Source organism: Streptomyces phytophilus (assembly GCF_013870535.1).
Classification (GTDB): Bacteria; Actinomycetota; Actinomycetes; order Streptomycetales; family Streptomycetaceae; genus Streptomyces; species Streptomyces phytophilus.
Window position 1 is genome coordinate 1 of record NZ_JACBXC010001356.1, and the last position, 1,564, is coordinate 1,564.

The following is a 1,564-nucleotide window of genomic DNA, read 5'->3' on the forward strand; positions in this document are numbered from 1 at the left end:
GCCCGCCGGGACTTCGTCGGCCGCACCTGCGTCGTGCGCACCTCGGGCGTCACGCCCGCGTACGGCCAGGCGGAGGTGACCGCGGCCGACGGCTCCAGCGCGACCGTCCAGGTCAGGGGCGACGACGGCAACGGCCTCGCCGCCGGCAGCCGGGCACTGATCTTCGACTACGACGCCGAAGGCGAGTTCTTCCGCGTCGCACCCGCCGACGGCGTCCCCGACGCCCCCGGCTCGTTCGGCTGACACGCACGTCCGGACCGCAGAGAAGGAAGAACCCATGACCGCCATCACCACGGGACTCGGCGTGCTCGTAGCCGTGGTCCTGCTCATCGCGCTCGCCATGCTGTTCGCCGTGAGCCGGCTGTTCCGCAAGGTGCGGCAGGGCCACGCGCTCATCGTCTCCAAGATGCGGAAGGTCGACGTGACCTTCACCGGCACCGTGGTGCTGCCGGTGCTGCACAAGGCCGAGCAGATGGACATATCCGTGAAGACCATGGAGATCGAGCGGACCGGCAAGGAAGGGCTGATCTGCCAGGACAACATCCGCGCCGACATCCGCATCTCGTTCTTCGTCCGGGTCAACAAGACCGTCGAGGACGTCATCAAGGTGGCGCAGGCGATCGGCACCGAGCGGGCCAGCGACCAGGACACGCTCCAGCAGCTGTTCAACGCCAAGTTCTCGGAGGCCCTCAAGACCGTCGGCAAGCAGCTCGACTTCGCCGACCTGTACACCAAGCGCGACGAGTTCCGCGACCGGATCATCCGCGTCATCGGCACCGACCTGAACGGCTACAGCCTCGAAGACGCCGCCATCGACTTCCTTGAGCAGACCCCGATGTCCCAGCTCGACGCCCAGAACATCCTCGACGCCCAGGGCATCCGGAAGATCACCGAGCTGACCGCGGTCGAGAACGTGCGCACCAACGAGCTGCGGCGCGACGAGGAGAAGGAGATCACCCGCAAGAACGTCGAGGCCCGCGAGGCGGTCCTCGAACTGGAGCGCCGCCAGGCCGACGCCGAGGCGAAGCAGCAGCGCGAGGTCGGGATCGTACGGGCGCGGGAGGAGGCCGAGACCTCCAAGGTCCAGGCCGAGGAGCGGCTCAAGGCGCACACCGCGCACATCAGGACCGAGGAGCAGCTCGGCATCCAGAACGAGAACCGCGAGCGCGAGATCGCCGTCGCCCAGCTCAACCGGGAGCGCGTCGTCGCCATCGAGAACGAGAAGATCGAGAAGGACCGGCTGCTGGAGGTCATCGCCCGGGAGCGGGCGACCGAGCTGTCCCGGATCGCCAAGGACAAGGAGGTCGAGGGCGAGAAGCGGGACATCGCCGACGTCGTCCGCGAGCGGATCGCCGTCGAGAAGACCGTGGCGCAGCAGGAGGAGGAGATCAAGAAGCTGCGTACGGTCGAGGAGGCCGAGCGCGAGCGCCAGGCCCTGATCATCGCCGCGGAGGCGGAGGCGCAGGAGCGGCTGGTCAAGGACATCAAGGCCGCCGAGGCCGCCGAGCAGGCGGCGGACCACCGGGCCGCGGAGGAGCTGACGATGGCGGAGGCCCGCCGCAAG

Annotated in this window: 1 protein-coding gene and 1 pseudogene; both read left to right on the forward strand. The window is 68.7% G+C overall.

The window, feature by feature from the left end; genetic code table 11:
• Positions 1 to 243, forward strand: a pseudogene (locus H5J30_RS32330) (hypothetical protein); the annotation flags it as partial.
• Positions 244 to 277: 34 nt separating this feature from the next.
• A partial coding sequence (locus H5J30_RS32335; RefSeq protein WP_258563640.1) for a flotillin family protein occupies positions 278 to 1,564 on the forward strand: 1,287 nt, incomplete at its 3' end.